Raw genomic sequence first — 17,462 nt, forward strand, 5'->3', positions numbered from 1 at the left:
AGTTAGAAACGAAAGAAAAAGTCCTATCATCTTTGCAGCAGATATTGCCTACTATAGAGATGAAGGACTCCAATAAAACAAAAGTAATAGAAAATAGTTTTTAGGATACTTTGACAGACCTAATCCTCCTTCGAGCGGTTAACAGTCCTAAAGCAGCAAAAGTAAGGAAAAATAAGCTCAGCGCTAGTAGTTGATTACCAATTGTACCAGCCATAGAAATGGTTTCTCGTAAACCAGAAACCGAATAACTCATTGGTAAATACGGATTGACAACTTGGAAAAACTTATCTGTAACAGCTAAGGGATAGGTTCCTGCACTGGACCCTAATTGTAGTAAAAGTAAAATTAAAGCAGCAAAAGAGCCGAATTTATCATGCCAAGTTACCAAAGTTGTCACTAAGGCCATAAAAGTGATACTGGTAAGAATGACTAATCCTAAGGTTTTTAGTTCAAAATTAGCCGATAAACCAATAATATGAACACCAAAATAGAGAATAATAGCTCCAGCCACAGCAATCAAGCCATTGACTGCTAACTTTTGATCTATCCATTCTCGTAAGGTTTTAGCTTGCTTACCAGAAAGTGCTGCTCTAAAGATAGTATTGGTTGAAATTGCCATGACCATTAAAGCTGCTGACATCATATAAGGAGCCATTCCAACACCATTTGTTTTGACATTATCTTTATCTGTATGCTTGATAGTGACAGGGCTTGACAAAGCCTTAGCATTATCATTGGCAACTGCTACTAATGATAATTTATTTTTAGCACCTGACAAAGCTTTCGACAGTTCTCCACTACCACTTGACAAAGTTGTCAAGCTCTCTGTTAAACTTTCCCCACCTGAGGCCAATTTGCCAGCTCCTGTCGCTATTTGATTAGCACCATTTGCTAACTGTGCAGTCCCTTTCGTTAATTGTCCAGAGTTGCTATTTAATTGATCAGCACCATTTACCAATTGACTTGTACCATCTGTTAACTGGTTATTTTTAGCGGCCAAAGTATTAGCTCCTGAACTAAGAGTATCAACTGCATTAGTGTATTGGCCTACTCCTGTCATCAAGGAATTGGCGCCTGTTGAAAAAGTAGAGCCTAATTGAGCCGTACCATTAGCAAGAGCTGTGCTGACAGGGACTACTTGCGAATCAAGAACTGTTTTTGCTTGTGTCAAACCACTTGACAAGGTTGTCAAAGAAGTTGCCGCACTAGGTAATACAGAATTAGCTATATTTTTAATTTGAGCCAAGCTGGCTGATGGACTTGTTGGCGTATTAGCAGTTGTTGTCTGTACAGTAGATAAGGCACTTTGAATACTTTGGACATTGTTTAGGATAGCTTGGGCTTGTGACACTGCATTTGCATCAGCACCTGTAGTTGTCGTTGTTGTTGAACTGCCAGTGTTGGCCAAAGCTGCAGCAATCTCTGATTGATCCTCAGCGGATAATCTTTGATAAGCACCTGTAGCTTGGACTGCGGCCAATGCATTAGACTGATTAGTTGTTGTTTGCTGAGACGTATTTCCTGAATTAACAATTGCTTGAGCTGCTGTTGTAATGGCAGATAAATACGTACTAAGATCAGGACTGTTTGCAGTCGTTGCTGTCCCATTATCACTGTAATTTTGAATACTTTGATTCAAAGTTCCCAACTGATTAATCAATGAGCTAAACTGTTGAACTTGTTCTTCAGAAAGACCTGTTGCTGTTGACAGCTTAATAAGTCCTTGATTCAACTGACTACTAGCATTAACCAATTGTTGAATAGAAGCAGAACCATTCGCTAATTGCGCAACACCTCCTAGAAGCTTCTGAGATTGATTGCTCAGTTGGCTGCTGCCATTTGCTAACTGACCAACCCCATTTGTATAAGCTATCAAACCATTGTTTAAATTATTTAAACCTGCAGAAAGCTGACCGACACCTCCCGTATAAGCTGTTAAGCCCGAATATAAGGTATTAGCCCCTTGAGCAAATGTTTGACTTGAATTTGAAAGTACATTCAGATTATCAGTCATCACTTGACTGCCATTTGCTAACTGTTTTGAACCAGTCGCTATTTTTTGACTAGCATTAGCCGCACTGCCAAGACCTGTTTTTAAGGTTGACATACTCTTAAAAAGTGATTTGGTGTAAGAACTTGTAATGTTTTTCGATACAGACTCTTTTAAAGTCTTAGCAGCAGTTTCACTCATTTTAGAGGCAACAAAACTATGTCCTTTAGACGTTTGGTAAGGAATCGTTAGCTTTTTAGGTTCATCTGTTAAAACACTAGCCGCATTTTGAGAAAGATCTTCTGGTAAAGTAATGATCATATAGTAATCACCTTTTTCAAGTCCCTTTTGAGCTTTTTCGCTATCAACAAAATGATAGTCCAAACTTTTATTACGGACCATATTATCAGTCATATCTTTACCGATAGTCATCTTCTTTCCTTCATAAGTTGCCGTTTTATCTTTATTAACAACTGCAACAGGTAAATCTGATACTTTGCCATAAGGATCCCACATAGAGCTCAAAAAGATAATATTATATAAGGCAGGGACAAGGGCTACTCCTACCATCGTAATCCAAAGCATAGGCTTTTTTAAAACCGCTTTTAATTCCGTTAACATTTTTCTCCTTTTTTATACATTCTGTCTAAATATTTGATATAATAAATTATACTAGTTATTATCTATTTGACAAGATTAAAAAACTATTTTTAGACACTGTGTATAATTTTGTGCAAAAGGAGACCTTGAGATGAAAAACACAAAAAAAGAAAAACAAAGCAAGCTCTTGAAAAAGCCATGGCACATTTATTAGAAAGAGAAAATTTTAATGCTATCACAACGACTGAACTAGCAAAAGCAGCTCATATCAGTCGCAGTGGTTTTTATACTCATTATAAAGATAAATATGAGATGATCGATATCTATCAACAAACACTCTTTAGTAAATTAGAATATATTTTTGATAAGAATTCAGCTAACCAAGAAGGCGCTATTTTAGAAGTATTTGAATTCCTTAACCGAGAGCCCTTATTTGCTGCTTTACTTTCAGAAAATGGCACTAAAGAAATTCAAGAATTTCTTAAAAATAAATTTAAAATCCTAATTACGCAAGATTTACAATATGGTCTTTCTATTACTATTCAAAATAGCTTTCACAATAAAAAACTGACAGATGTCGAAAAAGAATATGGAACGATGTATGTTACTAACGCTTTATTTGGTGTCTGCCAAATGTGGATTGCTCGAGGAAAGATAGAAAGTCCTAGACAAATGACCAATTTCATTATTAAAATGATGCATTAAAAAAGCCATTTGAAATGGCTTCTTGAATAAAATAAATGAATTAAAGCATCTTGTTATAGAATTCAACGACAAGTGCTTCGTTAATTTCTGGGTTGATTTCATCACGTTCTGGAAGACGTGTCAATGAACCTTCAAGTTTATCAGCATCAAATGATACGAATGCTGGACGTCCTACTACAGATTCAACAGCTTCAAGAATGGCGGGTACTTTAGATGATTTTTCACGAACTGAAATCACTTGACCAACTTCAACGCGGTATGATGGAATATCAACACGTTTACCATCAACAAGGATGTGACCATGATTTACAAATTGACGAGCTTGACGACGAGTTGTTGCTAAACCAAGACGGTAAACAACATTGTCAAGACGGCGTTCAAGAAGAAGCATAAAGTTGTAACCAAGGATTCCACCTTTAATTTTAGTTGCTTGAACGAAGAGATTACGGAATTGTTTTTCACCTAAACCGTATGAGAAACGAAGTTTTTGTTTTTCAGCCAATTGCAAACCATATTCTGAAAGTTTGCTACGGTTATTTGGTCCATGTTGACCTGGCACATAGTTACGACGTGCTAATTCTTTACCTGTGCCTGTAAGAGACAAGCCAAGGCGACGTGATTTTTTCCATGATGGTCCTGTATAACGTGACATATCATGTCCTCCTATAAAAAATAATATAATTGAGGAAATAGTCACTTGAAGAATCCTGATTCGTGCAGATGCCTTTCGCCTAAACAGCTAAGGTTACTTTATCCTAAGACACCTGTTGACGAGCTCCATATTCTTCTGCTGCTATTTCACACAAAAAGTATTGTAACATAGAAAAAAGGCTTTGTAAAGCCAAACTTTTCATCGGTATGTGTCTCAGTTTTTGAGAACGAGACATAGTCATACATTATTCCTTGTTCCTTTTTCAAAGTCAGACACTTTATTCATTTATTGGAATTAATCAAAATAACGTATTAATGTTTTCTCAGTCAGAATATCTGAATAAGTGTATGATTCTACATAAGTATTATCAATTTCACCCGGAACAGAAGCTTTATCCTTATATTCTACAATAAATAAAGATGAATAGACTTCAATTAAACGACCAATTTTATTTTTTCACGCTTACGACCATTTTCAAGAGTCAATTCAACTTCTTGACCTTCATGAGCCTTAATTTCTTCTTTTATTTTTTTCATTTTGGCAACATCTGCAAATGCGTCACTCATTGTTTCATTTCTCCTATCTCTCTTCAAATTGGGCAATACTAGAAAATTTATTATATTCTTTTTGGAACATTAATTTTACTGTTCCTCGAGCACCAGCACGATTTTTTTCCAAGATAACCTCTATTGTATTATCTACCAATTGTTCTTGCCCTTCATCCTTGTCTCCTCTATCGTAATAATCATCACGATAAAGAAAGGCTACAATATCAGCATCTTGTTCTATAGACCCCGACTCACGGATATCAGAAAGAACAGGTCTTTTATCTTGACGCTGCTCAACACCACGAGATAGCTGACTAAGAGCAATGACAGGAACCCCAAGTTCCTTAGCAAGAATTTTTAACTGGCGCGAAATATCAGAAACTTCTTGTTGGCGATTTTCAGGTCGTGTACCTGTGATTAATTGCAAGTAGTCAATGACAATTAATCCTAATCCTTCCTCTAGTTCCTGATCTAATTTTCGAGCACGTGCCTTAATCTCTGTAACCTTGATTCCCGGAGTGTCATCAATATAAATTGGTGCATCAGCTAGAGTCCCTTGTGCAAGCGTTATATTTTGCCAATCCTGTTCGGTTAACTGACCTGTTCGTAAATTATGGGCATCAACCATTCCTTCTGAAGCCAGCATACGATCAACCAGACTTTCAGCTCCCATTTCTAGAGAAAAAATAGCAACTGGACGATTCATTTTAGTGCCAACATTTTGGGCAATATTAAGAACAAAAGCCGTCTTACCTACCGCTGGCCTAGCAGCTAAAATAATAAGTTGATCTGGGTGTAAACCTGTTGTAATCTTATCAAGATCCCGAAAACCAGTAGCAAGTCCTGTAACATCTGTTGTTTGTTGAGAACGAACTTCTAAATTTTCATAGTTGACAGCAAGCACATCTGAAATTTTACGAAATCCACTACGATTACTGCGCTCATTAACATCAATCAGGGCTTTTTCCGCACCTGAAACAATATCTTCAGAGTTTATTGCACCTTCGTAAGCTTGATTAACAGCTTCTGTCAAGCGTGAAATAATCCGCCGAAGCATAGCTTTCTCAGCTACAATTTTAGCATAATACTCAGCATTAGCACTGGTTGGCACACTATTAACCAATTCAACCAGATAGGAAATCCCACCAATATTCTGAAGATCTCCTTGATTATCAAGAATAGCACGAACGGTTGTCGCATCAATGGCATCGTTTTGATCACTAAGACTAATCATCGCTTTAAAAATAACACGATGAGCATATTTGTAAAAATCTTCAGGATCAATATATTCCCGAACAGCAATCAATTTCTCTGGCGATATAAAAACAGAACCTAGAACAGATTGTTCCGCAACTAAATCTTGAGGCTGTACTCGTAATTCTGGAGTCTCTGGCACAATTTCACCTCCTAACCCATTTACATTCTCATTTAAGCTTCTTTAATTTGAAGTTTAATGATGCCATTAATATCTTTGTGAAGTTTTACAGGAATTTCAATTAAACCAATTGCTCGAATCGGATGATCTAATTTAATATGACGTTTATCCAGTTTGATCCCAAATTGTTTGTTTAATTCTTCAGAAATTTTTTTGGCTGTAATAGAACCGAAAGTACGACCGTCTGGACCAACCTTTTCACTGAATTGAACAAGCGTTGATTCTTGTTCAAGTTTAATTTTAACGGCTTTAGCCTCAGCTAAAAGTTCGGCTTGAGCTTTTTCTTCAGATTTTTGCTTTCCTTTTAACTCATTAATAGCTTGCTTTGTGGCTTCCTTAGCCAAATTTTTCTTAATTAAAAAATTCTGAGCATAGCCTGTAGGAACTTCTTTTACTTCCCCTCTCTTACCTTTACCTTTGACATCTGTTAAAAAAATAACTTTCATCTTAAGCTTCCTCGTTTCCTGTAAATTCTTCTTTTATCTTTTCTAATAAGAGTTTGCGGGCTTCTTTAACACTTGTACCTTTTAATTGACAGGCTGCTAAGTTGAAATGGCCACCGCCACCCATTTCTTCCATAATCCGTTGAACATTAATTTTATTGCGGCTCCGCGCGGATATACAAACTGTTCTTTCGTCATTTCTAGTAATAACAAAGGTAGCCTCAATCCCAGCCATATTTAACATAGTATCAGCAGCCTTGCTAGCAATAACATTGGAATAACTGATGTCATCTTCTCCAGTAGCAACAACAAAATTTGGTAAAATACGATCGCCACGTAAAATAAGTTCATTAATTAAACGGTATTCATCAAAATCAAGAGCTGAAATATTTTGAATTTCAACATTGTCACTGCCAAGCGTACGTAAATAGCTGGCTACATCAAAGGTCCGGCTTGTTACACGAGTCGAGAAACTTTTTGTATCAAGCATAATCCCAGCCATAACAATACTAGCTTGAATTTTACTGAGATGGTATTTCCCATTTTGGAACTGTAAGAGCTCTGTTACTAATTCACTAGCACTGCTTGCTCCACTTTCAATAAAGGTTAAAATAGCATTTTCTGGAAAATCATCATCTCTTCTGTGGTGATCAATCACAATAACTTCTGTAAACTTATTGTAAAGCTCTCTTGACAACGTTAGTTGCAATTTAGAATGATCCACCATGACAAGAAGAGAATTATCACTTACTTGTTCTATAGCCTCTTTGACTGTTAAAAGTTGAGTATGTCCATCTTCCTTTAAACGATTGACAGCTCTTGCTACATCATGACTCATACTATCTTCATCATAGACAGCATAAGCAGCATGTTCAATGATATTGTTTGCGAAAGCCTGCATTCCAACAGAAGCTCCCAAAGCATCCATGTCAAGATTTTTATGCCCTACAACAAAGACACTATCCACTGTTTTAATTTTATCAGAAATAGCAGTCATCATAGCGCGTGTCCTAGTACGTGAACGCTTAATAGTTGAGACTGTCCCTCCACCAAAATAAAGCAGTTTCTTATGTTCGTCATTTTCACGGATAACAGCTTGGTCGCCACCACGGACAAGAGCAATATTCAGATTCTTCAAAGCAATTTGTCCAATTTGACTATGATTTGCATTGCCATAGGAAATCCCCATACTTAAAGTTAACGGAAGCTGGCGCTCTTGAGCCCCCTTTCTAAATTGCTCTAATACCTCAAATTTATCTTGAATGAGTTGATCTAAGACACTATAATCTGTAAAGAAATAAAAACGATCCATATTGACACGGCGATAAAAAATTTCCTTACTTTGAGCAAATTCAGAAATAAAATTAGCAATAAAGCCATTAATTTGAGAAACATCTGCATCTGCTAAAGACTCAATCGTATCATCATAATTATCAATAGATATAATACCAATGACAGGTTGTAAATCTAATCCTTGCCTTTGATCCTCACTTTCTCTGGATAAATTGAAAAAATAAAAAATACCATTGTCTAAATCTATATCAACAGAATATTTATTATCCCCAACTTCCATCGTTTGATCAACAGAACCTTCTTTTCTATTTTTAATGACACTGCTGATAAATTCACCGTCAAATTCACCGTCTTCCTTCGTGAAAATTAACTCTGCAAAAGGATTAAACCACTCAATTTTATCTGTTTCAGGATCAAATTGAATAACACCTACCGGCATCTGATCAAGCATAGTAATCAGCTTACCTTCAGTTTGGCTATTTAAGAGTTCAATCTGCTCTAATTCAGAAATTTCATAAATATTCTTTTGATAGTAAAGCAGTATGATTACAGCTACACAGGTCAAAAAAATAATAAACATTAACAGTGGTGAATCTGGAAAAACACGCGCACTAATAGCCAAAATTCCAAACAAAATCATTCCAATCATGATTAAATGGCTAGTGGCAAAACGAAATCTTTTCATTATCTAAACCTCTTAAGCCCTAATTATATCATAAAACTCTTATAAAATATAGAAGGGACAAAGAGGAATTCCTTTCATTTTATCTTGTACGACTTCTATTCTTTCCTTCAAGATAGACCATAAGGATTGATATATCGGCTGGATTCACTCCAGAAATGCGACTGGCCTGACCAATAGTTTCTGGATTAATTTTCTTAAATTTCTGACGAGCCTCTGTCGCGATAGAATCAACAGCGTCCCAGTCAATATTTTTAGGAATTCGCTTTTCTTCCATTCGCTTCATTTTTGCAACTTGATCAAGGGCTTTGTTAATGTAGCCCTCGTATTTGATTTCGGTTTCTAGAAGTTCAATGACCTTATCATCTAAGTTTTCCGCTGCAGGGCCGACAAAACTTGTTGCAATGGCATAATTGATTTCTGGTCGACGCATAAATTCTTTTGCTGTCAAAGCATCTGTCAAGGGCTTAAAACCAAGTTCTTCAATACGTTTATTTGTTTTAGCGACTGGTTTTAGTTTTATACTTGACAACCTTGTCAACTCATTGTCAAATTGATTTTTACGGATTTGGAACCGCATATAGTGTTCATCATTCACTAGACCAATCTGATGGCCAATTTCTGTCAAGCGTAAATCTGCATTGTCATGACGTAAGATCAGACGATACTCCGCACGCGATGTTAGTAAACGATAAGGTTCAAGGGTTCCTTTAGTAACCAAGTCATCAATCATAACACCAATATAAGCATCGCTACGCTTGAGGATCAATTCTGGTTTTCCTTGAATTTTAAGGGCAGCATTGATACCAGCGATAATTCCTTGACCAGCGGCTTCTTCATAACCAGACGTCCCATTTGTTTGACCAGCCGTAAATAGCCCTGAGATTTTCTTGGTTTCCAGAGTTGCCCGCAATTGATGAGGCAGAACAATATCATATTCAATAGCATAGCCAGTCCGCATCATTTCAGCATTCTCCAGTCCTTTAATCGAATGGACCAAATCTTTTTGAACATCTTCTGGCAAACTCGTTGACAGACCTTGAATGTAGACTTCTTCTGTTTCACGTCCTTCAGGCTCTAAAAAAAGCTGATGACGATCTTTGTCAGCAAAACGGACAATCTTATCCTCAATAGAAGGACAATAACGTGGTCCCACACCCTTGACAATACCTGAAAACATAGGTGCTCTGTAAAGATTTTTATTAATAATATCATGACTACTTTGATTGGTATAGGTCAGCCAACAAGGAATCTGATCTTTAAGGTAATCTTCATCTTTGGACATAAACGAGAAGTGATTCGGTTTCTCATCTCCGGGCTGAATTTCAGTTTCATCATAATGAATAGAATTAGCCTTAACTCGTGGCGGTGTTCCCGTTTTAAAGCGGCCAATTTCCAGACCTAAATCTCTCAAATTATCTGCCAAAGTTACCGAAGCGAGACTATTATTAGGACCAGATGAATATTTTAATTCGCCTAAAATGATCTCACCGCGCAATGCTGTACCAGTTGTCACAATGACAGCCTGAGCGCTGTATTTCTGATTCGTCGCCGTCCTAACACCAATAACTTTACCATCTTCAACCAAAATTTCATCAATCATAGATTGACGTAAGGTTAAGTTTTCCTGTTGTTCAACCGTATGTTTCATGTTGCGAGCATAAAGTGCCTTATCAGCCTGTGCACGTAGAGCACGTACTGCCGGACCCTTACCCGTATTGAGCATTCGCATTTGAATATAGGACTTATCAATATTCTTTCCCATCTCACCGCCAAGAGCATCAATCTCACGAACGACAATCCCCTTAGCAGAACCACCAATTGAAGGATTACAAGGCATAAAAGCCAACATTTCCAAATTAATAGTGGCCAGTAAAGTCTTACAGCCCATACGACTAGTAGCAAGACTGGCTTCCACACCAGCATGACCAGCGCCGATGACAATAACATCATAGTTTTCAGTAAATTCGTGTGTCATTTCTATCTCCCAAACACAAAAATAGTCAAAACCCTCGAAAATTGTAGGTCAAAAGACCAACAATTCTCATGAGCTTTGACCATCATGATTATTGTTATATTTATTTTATCAAATTCATCTTAAAAATCAATTTCTAAAAAATTGTAATCGTTCTAATAGCAGAGAGTTGCTCCCGTGCTCAAAAAGATAAGCTGTCAAATCTTTTCTTTTTAAAATCTTAAAAAGCAATGCTTCGTCAAGTTGATCAATAATTTCTAAAAATGATTTTTTAGTTATATCATTTAAAGTAAGTAGAAGTTGTGCTTCTTCACGTTTTCGCTCAGCTACTTCTGGTGGATAACCAATACCGAATTCCCCATGAAATAACTCATTTAAGACATATTGCAAATTCAACTCCCCAGCCCAACCAAAATTTAAACCCAGAGAAAGTGAAGCAACATTTCCATTATTGATACGACCAAAGAGAAAAGCATCCTGCGGTGTCTGAACAAAACCAGCTCGTAAACCAGGCAAACTATTACATGCCATCATCATTCCTTGACCAGACGAGCAACCAGAAACCATAAAATCAATAGCCCCAGTTTCAATAAGTAGACTAATCATGATAGCCACTTCAACATAGGAATAATTTTCAGTTTCTTGCGGAAAGACTCCAAAATTGACAATTTCATGCTGATTTCCAGCTGCCTGTTTGACCGCCTCAAAAAGAAGTTGATTGAGGTCTGTCCTTGTACTCGCTTGAATAACACCAATTTTCATTTCAAACTCCTAGCAATCTGTTTATAAGCTCTACTTTTAGCATATTGACAAGATTGTCAAATTAGATATACTGGCAAACTTTTTCTTCTTGATAGGCATTGTCAATAAGTCCACCGCCAAGACATTCATCTTCATTATAGAAAACAACTGCTTGACCAGGTGTAACAGCACGTTGGGGTTCATCGAAAAAAACTTCTGCTTTGTCACCGTTTACCTTGACAGTTACTTTACTATCTGGTTGACGATAACGAAACTTAGCTGTGCAATTTAATGTAAACTTATCTGGCATATTTCGTGTAAAATGAACCTGACTAGCTGTCAAGCTAGTTGACATAAGTGCGTCATGATAGAAACCTTGCCCAACGTAGAGAATATTTTGAGACAAATCTTTCCCTACAACAAACCAAGGTGCATTATCTCCACCTTTTTGCCCACCAATTCCCATGCCGCCACGTTGACCAATGGTATAGTACATTAAGCCATTATGTTCTCCCATATCACGACCATCAATAGTCATCATACGACCTTTTTGAGCTGGCAAATAGTTACTCAAAAACTCTTTAAAATTCTTTTCACCAATAAAGCATATTCCTGTCGAGTCTTTTTTCTTAGCTGTTGCCAATCCTGCCTTTTCTGCAATTTCACGAACTTGTGGCTTTTGCAAATGTCCTAAAGGAAACATTACCTTTTGCAGCTGTTCTTGTGATAACTGACTCAAAAAGTAAGTTTGATCCTTGTTGTTATCCGCTCCGCGCAACATATGGACAGTCCCATCTGCATCACGTGACACTTGCGCATAATGTCCAGTCGCCACATAATCCGCACCAAGGGTCATAGCATAATCAAGAAAGGCTTTAAATTTGATTTCCTTGTTACACATGACATCTGGATTGGGTGTGCGTCCTGCACGATATTCCGCTAAGAAATACTGAAAGACACGATCCCAATACTCTTTTTCAAAGTTGACAGAGTAGTAAGGAATGCCAATCTGATCTGCTACCGCAGCCACATCTTTGTAATCTTCAGTAGCTGTACAAACGCCAAATTCATCTGTATCGTCCCAGTTTTTCATGAAAACGCCAATCACGTCATAACCTTGCTCTTTTAAAAGCAGAGCTGTCACCGACGAATCAACGCCACCACTCATGCCAACAACGACACGTGTTTTTGAATTATCTGTCATTGATAATCCTCCCATCAAATGTAAGATACTTGTGCATAAAATCCAACAAAAAAATAGGAAAATACCAAAAAATCAGGATTTTCTAGACTTTTTTTCTGAAGACTTAGCTCAAGCTCAATTATTTTTTAACATAGACTTGAAGGGTCTAGTTATTCAAATATCGATTTGAAGGTCGATTTTGAATGCGCATCAGCGCAAATCATATTATAACATAAAATAAAATGCCATAAGTATAACAAGCATTTAATAAAAATAATATTAGTCTTCACCTCATGAAAATCAAATATCATCTATCCATAAGAAAAGCACCTCATTCGCCAGATTTTATATCTAACTTTTGAGGTGCAGAGGATAATAAGTGTTTTTTCTAAATTACATACCCCAAGCTGATAAACCTTGGGCCTTATAAGCATTGATAGCTGAATTAACCTGATCTTGAACTGTTGCAGTTGAACCCCAACCAGGCATAGTTTGAAAGAGACCTGAAGCTCCTGAACCATTAGCTGCAGTGACTTGGCCATTTGATTCTCGTGCAATAATATATTCCCAAGTTGACTGAGAAACTCCAGTTGCTGCTGCCATTTGAGCCGCTGCTTCTGAACCAGCTGCACCAGCAGTGTTGCCATTAGTAAGATTACCATTATGATTGACATTAGCTGCTTGAGCTGCCTGAGAGGCATAAGCAGTATTATAATTCGCATTATCAGTTGGTTCAGTTGCTGCAACCTCTGTTATTGCTTCTGAAGAGGCTTCTTCTGAAGGAGAGGAAGTTAGTTCAGCGGAAGTTATCTGTTGATCTTGGCTCACTTCTTGAGCCTGTGCAGTGTGAGCAAGAACAGATTCTGATTTTTTAATATGTGCTTCTGTATTGACTGATTCACCTGTAAAAAGGAGGCAAACCCTACAAAAATGGTAAAACCCAAAATTGACTTTTCAGCATTTTTCTGAATTTCGATTTTTTGACTCTACTATACATAAAACTTAATTCCTTTCATTACCTCGATTTCTATAATATCGATTAAATATTACTTTGATTTTGTTTTTATGTTAAAAATATTACAATTACATTTAGATTAAATAAAAATACCCAAAATATTAAAATTTTGAGTATTTTGCATCTATATCTATAAAATTTAATACCAACCATTAGCATTCCAGAAAGCTTGAGCTGCAGTCCATGAGCCGTAGCGACTTGATACATAAGCATCTGCTACACGTTCTTGATTTTCTTCTGATAAATCACCATTCAAGTAAGAATCACTCAATTGATAACGTCCATAATATTGACCATTTTTAGCATTATAATTACCACCTGATTCTTTTTGAGCGATGAATTCTTTTGCAGCTGCATCAGATGTGCTTAAATCGCTAGTATTCATTGTTGTTTGGTTTTCTTCAGCTGAAGCTGCTACTTCATTTTTTTGGCTGGTCTCAGTTGGTTCCGCTGTCGTTGCTTCGCTTATTTGACTAGTCTCCGCTGGAGCTGAAGTCGTCGCCTCACTCGTTTGACTGGTTTCAACCGATACTGCTGAACTTACTTCATTTTTTTGGTTGGTTTCAGTTGGTACTTCGCTTGCCTGACTGGTTTCAGCTGGCGCTGAAGTTATAACTTCACTTGTTTGGCTTTCTTGTACTGGGGCTGTTGTCGTCACTTCGCTCGCTTGACTAGTTTCAGCAGATACTGGGGCTGCTGCTTCAGCTTCATTTATTTGACTTTCTTGTACTGGCGTTGCAGCGGGAGCTTCTGTTGCTGTATCTAATTCTAAAATTTGACCAGCATGAATAAGATGGATATTATTAATTTTATTTAACTTAGCAAGCTTATCAACAGTTGTTCCGTGTGTTGAAGCAATTTCTGATAAAGTATCACCTGATTTTACAGTATAAGTAGTAGTAGTTTCTGCCTGTACTGCCATAGGTAAAATTAAACTAGCTGCTGTTGCAATTCCTGCAAAACTAGCTTTAATTGTTGTCGTTTTGTTTTCTAAAATATTTTTAATAGACATTAGTTTCTCCTTTAGACAAATTATATATACATGATACAGTAGTTATATTACTTGCTTTTTAGAGTAGTATTAAAAATATTACAATTAAGTTGTGATTAGAAAAAGTAACTGCCTTCTTTTCCTTTTAAGAAAAGCGATTCCATACTTATCTGAAAAAATTAACTTCTCATAGAATCGAAGTGTCTTCTCATTTTTTTAATAAAAATAAAATAAAGCCAAGCAAACAAATACCAACAATAGCCAAGCTGTCCTTATAAGTCCATTTTAATAAACGGTATTTGCTACGTCCTGCACCACCTTGATAACCACGCGCTTCCATTGCTGTTGCTAAAGCATCTGCCCTTTTAAAACTAGATGCAAAAAGCGGAATTAAAATAGGAATGATAGATTTAATTTTTCGTATCAAATTTCCTTCACCAAAATCAACACCACGTGCTCTTTGAGCATTCATAATTCGTGTTGTATCATCCATCAAGGTTGGAACAAATCGTAAACTTAATGATAGCATTAAACCAATCTCATGAACAGGTACTTTTAAAGGTTCTAAAGGTTTTAAAAGTGACTCGACTGCATCTGCTAAACTGAGTGGCGTTGTTGTCAAAGTTAAAAGCGTTGAAAAAATAATGATTAAAACAAAACGCATAAAAATCAAAGCTGCCTGCCCAATACCAGAATCAGTTATTTTGATAATCCATAAATGAAATAAAACATGGCCATTTTGTGTAAAAAGAACTTGAAAAAGTGTTGTAAAGAGGATTAAACCAATCATTGGTCTCAAACCCTTTAGAAAAAAGCTAATTTTTACATGCGATAAAAAAACCAGAATCATTGTAAAAACAAGCATTAAGAGATTTGTAAGAACATTATTAGCCCAAAAAACGACAATAATGAAAATAAGCATTGATAACAATTTACTTCTTGGATCCAGACGATGAACGAGAGAATCACCCGGAATGTATCGCCCAAGGATAAGATTATTCATTCTCAATCGCCTCCACAAATTCTTCTAAAGTAATAGGTAGAGCATCAAAAGTCATCCCTCTTTCACGCAAATGAGCAGCAAATTGGGTAATTTTAGGAACCCCCAATTGTTTACTTTCCAGAAATTCAATTTCTTGAAAAACTGATTTTGGACTACCAGATAGAACAATCCGTCCCTTTTCTAAAACATAAACCCAATCTGCATAATTAGAAACATCATCCATCAAATGAGTGACCAAAACAATAGTCATTCCCTCTTGATGAAGCTCCTTAAACAAGGTCATTAGTTCACGCCGTCCTTTAGGATCAAGACCAGCAGTTGGTTCATCCAAAACGAGAATATTAGGCTCCATTGCTAATATACCAGCAATAGCTACACGGCGCATTTGACCACCAGATAATTCAAAAGGATTCTTTTCAAACAGTTCCTCAGAAATACCTACCATAGCTAGTTTTTCCCGTGCTAATTTTTCTGCTTCTTCTTTTGAAATACCAAAATTTTGTGGGCCAAAAGCAACATCTTTTAAAACTGTTTCATCAAAAAGTTGACTTTCTGGAAATTGAAAGACTAAACCAACTTTTTTACGAATATTTTTAATATCTTTATTTTTAGAGTCTGACCTAATAGCAACATCATCAACAAGGACTGTTCCTTCAGTTGGTGTATTCAGTCCATTTAACAATTGCATAATTGTTGATTTGCCACTACCCGTATGACCAATAAAAGCTGTAAAACTGCCATCTTTAATCTCCAAACTAACGTCAAAAAGGGCACGACCTTCAAAAGGTGTTCCCGCTTGATAAGTGTAACTTACTTCTTGGAGATTAATGCCCATAACTTATCTTCCAGTTCCTTTTCTAGTAAATAACGATTATCGAATGTAAAGCCAATTTTTCGCAATGCTTTTATAATAGTTGAGGTAAAAGGGATGTCTAACCCTAGATCCAAAAGTTCATCTCCTCGCGAAAAGAGCTCTCTTGGACTTGAGCTAGATTCAATTTGTCCGTTTTTCATCACCAACACACGATCACTAAGTGTTACCTCATCCAAATCATGTGTAATTGAAATGACTGTCATACCATATTGTTCACGAATTTTTTGAATCGTTCCAATCAACTCTAAACGACCTTCTGGATCTAACATACTAGTAGCCTCATCTAAAATGATAATGTTGGGATGCATAGCCACTGCACCCGCAATAGCCACCCTTTGCTTTTGACCCCCTGATAATCTAGCTGGTTCTCGTGTTTTGAAATCAGACATACCAACAAGATTCAAAGCTTCTGCAACATGTTCTCTCATCTCTTTTAAAGGAATTCCTTTATTTTCAAGACCAAAAGCAACATCATCTTCTACAGTTGCCCCAACAAATTGATTGTCAGGATTTTGAAAAACCATACTAATTCTATGGCGAATATCCCAAACATTGTCCTCTGATAATTTGTGACCTTCTATCAAAATCTGGCCTGATTCAGCCTCTAAGAGTCCGTCAATTAAGCGTACTGTTGTTGATTTACCACTACCATTATGGCCAATAATTGATAACCATTCTCTATGTTTCACGTGAAACGAAATATTATTTAAGGTTGGTTTTTCCTGATTTTCATCATAGCGAAAAGTAACATTTTTTAACTCAATTATTTTATCTGTCATTTTTTATTTAAAGGTATCCTTAAAAAGAAAGCCAGCTCCTTTGAAGTAATCATAACCTGAATAAAGCGTAAAGAAGAGAGCTATGTAAAGCAGAATAGTTCCTACAAATTCAAAATGGCAAAGCAATAAGATAATTGAAAACATTTGAGTAGCTGTTTTAATTTTTCCTGGCATAGCAGCAGCCAAAACTTCACCACCTGTTTCAACTAAAAGTAAACGTAGTCCTGTTACAGCTAATTCACGACAAATAATGATAGCGGAAATCCAAGCTGGCGCTAAGTTAAGACCAACAAGTATGATAAAAGCACTCATGACTAACATCTTATCAGCAAGCGGATCTGCGAATTTACCAAAATTAGTAACAACTTTCCACTTACGTGCTAAGTAACCATCCAAATAGTCAGTTAAACTTGCCACAGCAAAAATAATAGCTGCAATAATATGCCAAGTGACACTACTAGTCACAGATGTTAGAAGTAAGAAGACTGGAATTAATAAAATTCTGATTAACGTTAATAAATTAGGGATATTTTCCTTCTTAGCCATTCAAAAC

Annotated in this window: 14 protein-coding genes and 2 pseudogenes; 1 reads left to right on the forward strand and 15 read right to left on the reverse strand. The window is 36.5% G+C overall.

The genetic code is table 11. The features are described from left to right. Nucleotides 1-100: 100 nt before the first annotated feature. The gene (locus SRT_RS10100; RefSeq protein WP_128833970.1) at nt 101-2,611 is read right to left on the reverse strand and encodes a YhgE/Pip domain-containing protein; all 2,511 of its coding nucleotides are present in this window, start codon (nt 2,609-2,611) and stop codon (nt 101-103) included. 177 nt (nt 2,612-2,788) lie between these two features. On the opposite strand from SRT_RS10100, the gene SRT_RS10105 reads away from it, so the two are divergent. Beyond that, a complete protein-coding gene (locus SRT_RS10105; RefSeq protein WP_128833971.1) occupies nt 2,789-3,295 on the forward strand; it encodes a TetR/AcrR family transcriptional regulator in 507 nt (168 codons plus the stop codon). A 40-nt stretch (nt 3,296-3,335) separates the two neighbouring features. Here SRT_RS10105 and rpsD read toward each other — a convergent pair whose 3' ends face one another. The 14 genes and pseudogenes from rpsD to pgsA form a co-directional block, all read right to left on the reverse strand. Then, complete coding sequence (gene rpsD, locus SRT_RS10110; RefSeq protein WP_128833972.1) at nt 3,336-3,947, reverse strand: 30S ribosomal protein S4; 612 nt, start codon at nt 3,945-3,947, stop codon at nt 3,336-3,338. A gap of 294 nt (nt 3,948-4,241) precedes the next feature. Next, nucleotides 4,242-4,513: pseudogene (gene sprV / locus SRT_RS10115) on the reverse strand (transcriptional regulator SprV). Between the two features lie 13 nt (nt 4,514-4,526). After that, entirely contained in the window at nt 4,527-5,891 is a 1,365-nt protein-coding gene (dnaB, locus tag SRT_RS10120; RefSeq protein ID WP_128833973.1) for a replicative DNA helicase, read from the reverse strand. 32 nt (nt 5,892-5,923) lie between these two features. Continuing rightward, the gene (gene rplI, locus SRT_RS10125; protein ID WP_128833974.1) at nt 5,924-6,376 is read right to left on the reverse strand and encodes a 50S ribosomal protein L9; all 453 of its coding nucleotides are present in this window, start codon (nt 6,374-6,376) and stop codon (nt 5,924-5,926) included. Nucleotide 6,377: 1 nt separating this feature from the next. Then, nucleotides 6,378-8,351, reverse strand: a complete 1,974-nt coding sequence (locus SRT_RS10130) for a DHH family phosphoesterase (RefSeq protein WP_128833975.1) — start codon at nt 8,349-8,351, stop codon at nt 6,378-6,380. A 79-nt stretch (nt 8,352-8,430) separates the two neighbouring features. Next, nucleotides 8,431-10,326 (reverse strand): tRNA uridine-5-carboxymethylaminomethyl(34) synthesis enzyme MnmG, encoded by a 1,896-nt coding sequence (gene mnmG, locus SRT_RS10135; RefSeq protein WP_128833976.1) that lies wholly within the window; start codon nt 10,324-10,326, stop codon nt 8,431-8,433. A 126-nt stretch (nt 10,327-10,452) separates the two neighbouring features. Beyond that, nucleotides 10,453-11,085: an RpiB/LacA/LacB family sugar-phosphate isomerase gene (locus tag SRT_RS10140; RefSeq protein WP_128833977.1), complete on the reverse strand. Its 633-nt coding sequence runs from the start codon at nt 11,083-11,085 to the stop codon at nt 10,453-10,455. Between the two features lie 61 nt (nt 11,086-11,146). Then, a complete protein-coding gene (mnmA, locus tag SRT_RS10145) occupies nt 11,147-12,268 on the reverse strand; it encodes a tRNA 2-thiouridine(34) synthase MnmA (protein WP_128833978.1) in 1,122 nt (373 codons plus the stop codon). A 372-nt stretch (nt 12,269-12,640) separates the two neighbouring features. Next, nucleotides 12,641-13,244 (reverse strand): annotated as a pseudogene (locus tag SRT_RS10150) (transglycosylase SLT domain-containing protein). Between the two features lie 157 nt (nt 13,245-13,401). Next, complete coding sequence (gene apf, locus SRT_RS10155; protein ID WP_128833979.1) at nt 13,402-14,274, reverse strand: aggregation-promoting factor; 873 nt, start codon at nt 14,272-14,274, stop codon at nt 13,402-13,404. Nucleotides 14,275-14,461: 187 nt separating this feature from the next. Beyond that, a complete protein-coding gene (locus tag SRT_RS10160; protein WP_128833980.1) occupies nt 14,462-15,256 on the reverse strand; it encodes an energy-coupling factor transporter transmembrane component T family protein in 795 nt (264 codons plus the stop codon). Further along, entirely contained in the window at nt 15,249-16,091 is an 843-nt protein-coding gene (locus SRT_RS10165) for an energy-coupling factor transporter ATPase (RefSeq protein ID WP_128833981.1), read from the reverse strand. The genes SRT_RS10160 and SRT_RS10165 overlap by 8 nt, the downstream gene beginning before the upstream one ends. Further along, nucleotides 16,067-16,909, reverse strand: a complete 843-nt coding sequence (locus SRT_RS10170; protein ID WP_128833982.1) for an energy-coupling factor ABC transporter ATP-binding protein — start codon at nt 16,907-16,909, stop codon at nt 16,067-16,069. Before SRT_RS10170 ends, SRT_RS10165 begins: the two co-directional genes overlap by 25 nt. Nucleotides 16,910-16,912: 3 nt before the next feature. Continuing rightward, the gene (pgsA, locus tag SRT_RS10175) at nt 16,913-17,455 is read right to left on the reverse strand and encodes a CDP-diacylglycerol--glycerol-3-phosphate 3-phosphatidyltransferase (RefSeq protein ID WP_002262451.1); all 543 of its coding nucleotides are present in this window, start codon (nt 17,453-17,455) and stop codon (nt 16,913-16,915) included. Nucleotides 17,456-17,462: the final 7 nt, after the last annotated feature.

Origin of the sequence: Streptococcus troglodytae (assembly GCF_002355215.1) — a bacterium.
Classification (GTDB): Bacteria; Bacillota; Bacilli; order Lactobacillales; family Streptococcaceae; genus Streptococcus; species Streptococcus troglodytae.